Below are 3,462 nucleotides of genomic sequence, written 5' to 3'. Positions count from 1 at the left end.
TGTATATTTGGTATAACTTATTTCGCCATCAAATCTAGTTTGATTTTCAAAAAAAAGGATTCTAGGGTTGCACTTTTGGATACAATATCGTTTCTGCTACCTCAAAGGATAGCGACTCATCATCATTAATAAAATATTTCAAAAGTACCTCGCCCCAAATTGCCCCATCGCTATAATCGGCTATAATCCAGCGGTGATTCAAAACTTTTATTTTATTAATTACAAACTTGTTTGCCCCAATTGTAGTTTGTCCAGTATAAACATTGCCATCAGGATTTTTGTTATAATCCAATAATTGATCCCTAATCACAGGAATCAACCTTTGATAATCTATAACTTTTGTCCCTTGTTGATTTTCAAAATAGTCTTGTGCATTTTGGTTGTGTTCCAACGAAAAATAACCTTCGTCTAATAATTTACTGTTTATTACATTTAAACTATCAGTCATTTTTTTTTCATATTTTGCAAACCTTTTTTGCTCAAATGCCACCTGCTTGCTATAATAAGAATAAGTAAATATATTCAACAATACTATTGTAATACATAAATATAACATTAAAGAACGTTTCATATTGTAATTTTTTAATTAAACATTTAAAATTAAATTATCATAAGCCAAAAAAACATTTTCGGGCAAGTTGTTTTCTATATCTTGATGAAAGCCAAAAGTATGACTAATATGAGTAAGATAACTTTTTTTGGGGTTTATTTTTTTTATAAAATCCAAGGCTTCTTCCAAATTAAAATGCGTAGGGTGCGGTTCTATTCGTAACGCATTGATTACTAGCAATTTCAAGTTTTTTAATTTCTCCATTTCGTCTGCATCTATCGTTTTTATATCTGTCAAATAAGCAAAATCTCCAATTCTATATCCAAATATTGGCAATGTACCATGCCAAGCCTTAATAGGCCTAACAGTAGTTTTGTTTATTGTAAAATCTTGATTTTCAACTACTTCATTTGTAATAACACTGGGAGCTCCTGGATATTTATTTTCGGTTTCAAAAATATATTGAAATCGCATTTCTAAATTTTGTAACACCCTTTGGTGTGCAAAAATCGGCATATCGCCATACACAAAATTAAATGGCCTTATGTCGTCCAATCCAGCCGTATGATCTGCATGTTCGTGTGTAAACAAAATGGCATCTACTTTTTCACACTTAGATGCCAGCATTTGTTGTCTAAAGTCGGGGCCACAATCCACCACAATCGATGCGTTGTCTGTGGCTATCCAAACCGAAACCCGTAGCCGCCTGTCTCTTATGTCTTCACTCAAGCAAACCCCTTCCTTACAACCAATAACTGGTACACCCTGAGAAGTTCCTGTTCCTAGAAAATAAATAGTCATTTGATAATTTTTTGATAATATTTTGCAAAAATAAGGTTAATTTATTTTAAAAAACTAGCTAAATCATTAACTTTGCCATCGAATATCTAAAAAAATAATGGAAACAGCAATAAAACTAAAGGGAGACAAAGTCATACAGCAAATTCCTTCGATCAAAGACAAGGCATTACGTATCAATTTGAATGAAAATATTTATGGAACTTTTGCCGAAATCGGTGCAGGCCAAGAAACAGTTCGACATTTTTTTAGATCAGGGGGTTCCTCTGGAACTATTGCAAAAGCCATGTCGGCTTACGACAAAGATTTCAGCGATGCCATTTATGGCGTAGAAGACGATGGCAGATATGTTACAGAAAGTCGTTTGAAAAAAATGCTCACTTTTGAAGGCAAACTTATCGAAAGAAGATTAAGCCGTGAAAAACATCCTAATAAAATATTTTTTAGCTACGCAAATACTGTTGCAACTATCGATTTTGCAAAACAATTCAAAGGACACGGATGGGTAGGCATTCGCTATCAAATAGAACCAGACGAAGATTATAACGAAATCATTTTACACATTCGTTTCAAAGAAACCGATGCCCGGTTGCAACAAGAAACCCTGGGTATTCTTGGCGTAAACCTTATTTATGGTGCTTTTTACAAATACAACGACCCCAAAAAATTACTCCGTTATTTATACGACCACCTCGATAAAGACCAACTCGAAATAGATACAATCAATTTTTCTGGCCCCCGTTTTGCCAACGTGGACAACAGATTAATGAGCTTACAACTCGTAAAAAACGGCATGACCGATGCCGTAATCTTTAATCCAGATGGTATTAACATTTTACCCGCTGCCATTTTATACAAAAAAAATATCCTTGCCCTGCGTGGTAGCTTTAGACCTGTTACGAAAGTAAATATGGATATGTATGAAAAATCCCTAAACATGTTTCTTCAAGAAAGCAAAGTAAGTAAAGAAAATACTTTGGTTATTTTCGAAATTACTCTTTCAAACCTTCGTACAGACGGCGAAATTGACGAAAGAGATTTTATGGACAGAGCAGAATTGTTATGCTCTCTCGGACAAACAGTGATGATATCTAATTTCCAAGAGTATTATAAAGTTGTAGAATATTTCTCTAATTATACAAAAGCCCGTATGGGACTTGCCATGGGAGTAAACAATCTTGTCGATGTTTTCGACGAAAAATATTACAGACACCTAAGCGGTGGCATACTCGAAGCCTTCGGAAAATTATTTTATCGAGATTTAAAAGTTTTCTTATATCCAATGATCGACGATAATGGAGACATCATTACTTCCGAAAACCTAAAAGTACACCCTCGTATGAAAGAATTATATAAATTCTTTGCCTACAACGGAAAAGTAATCGATATTGTCGATTACGAAAAAGACAACCTCAAAATTTTCTCCCGCCAAATCCTCAAAATGATCAGCAAAGGCGAAAGAGGTTGGGAAAATATGCTTCCAAAAGGCATTGCCGAAATTATCAAAGAACACCAACTTTTTGGGTTCTTACCAACAAAATTAATCTAATACACTTCATCAATCATCATGCTCTTCCAAAAAATTAGGGCATGCCGCCAAAAAAAAGAAAGCCCCCAATCAGCCAAACTGTTGATTCGGGGCTTCCTTTTTTTGTCGTCGGGCTATCACGAGCACATGGTGCCTTGCTCTATCCCTCATGCAAAAAAAAAGGTCGAAAACAACATTCTTCATAAAATGTTGTTTTCGACCTCAAATGCAATATTTAAAACTTCACTACTTATAGCCAAAGTATGTCATCTACTTATCCTTGGCATGAAATGAACCCCCCAGAAAAATGAACGAATCCTTAATTATAAAAAAGTTGAAACTAACTTATAATTTATTGAAACAACACTAATAAACTAGCCATTTCATTCTTAACGCTTCATATTTAACCCTTCATACTCCATACTTAATACTTAACCCTTAATACTTAATACTTATTACTTAAAAAAAGTACTACCTTTTAAGTGAGAAATGGGCTTTAAATTGTTTAGCTAAAGTTTTTTCAATATAATCTACTGTAAACCAGTAATCTGTTGAAGGGAGTTGTGCTCCGTTTAGGGTTCCGTCC

Annotated in this window: 4 protein-coding genes; 1 reads left to right on the top strand and 3 read right to left on the bottom strand. The window is 34.2% G+C overall.

The features are described from left to right. Positions 1–61: 61 nt before the first annotated feature. Positions 62–571 carry a hypothetical protein gene (locus B0A58_RS15730; RefSeq protein ID WP_014083704.1) on the bottom strand — a complete coding sequence of 170 codons (510 nt, stop codon included), beginning with the start codon at positions 569–571 and terminating at the stop codon, positions 62–64. A 15-nt stretch (positions 572–586) separates the two neighbouring features. Next, on the bottom strand, positions 587–1,351 hold the full coding sequence (locus B0A58_RS15725; RefSeq protein ID WP_089081827.1) for an MBL fold metallo-hydrolase: 765 nt from the start codon (positions 1,349–1,351) through the stop codon (positions 587–589). Positions 1,352–1,448: 97 nt separating this feature from the next. Between B0A58_RS15725 and B0A58_RS15720 the strand changes: the two genes are divergently transcribed. Beyond that, positions 1,449–2,897 carry a nicotinate-nucleotide adenylyltransferase gene (locus B0A58_RS15720; protein WP_089081826.1) on the top strand — a complete coding sequence of 483 codons (1,449 nt, stop codon included), beginning with the start codon at positions 1,449–1,451 and terminating at the stop codon, positions 2,895–2,897. A 450-nt stretch (positions 2,898–3,347) separates the two neighbouring features. On the opposite strand, the gene B0A58_RS15715 is transcribed toward B0A58_RS15720, so the two are convergent. Beyond that, positions 3,348–3,462, bottom strand: a 115-nt coding sequence (locus tag B0A58_RS15715) for a T9SS type B sorting domain-containing protein (protein WP_133063174.1), incomplete at its 5' end; no start/stop codon positions are given.

Source organism: Flavobacterium branchiophilum NBRC 15030 = ATCC 35035 (genome assembly GCF_002217205.1).
Classification (GTDB): Bacteria; Bacteroidota; Bacteroidia; order Flavobacteriales; family Flavobacteriaceae; genus Flavobacterium; species Flavobacterium branchiophilum.
Note: the sequence above shows the minus strand (reverse complement) of the source record. Positions and strands in the feature narration are given on the sequence as shown.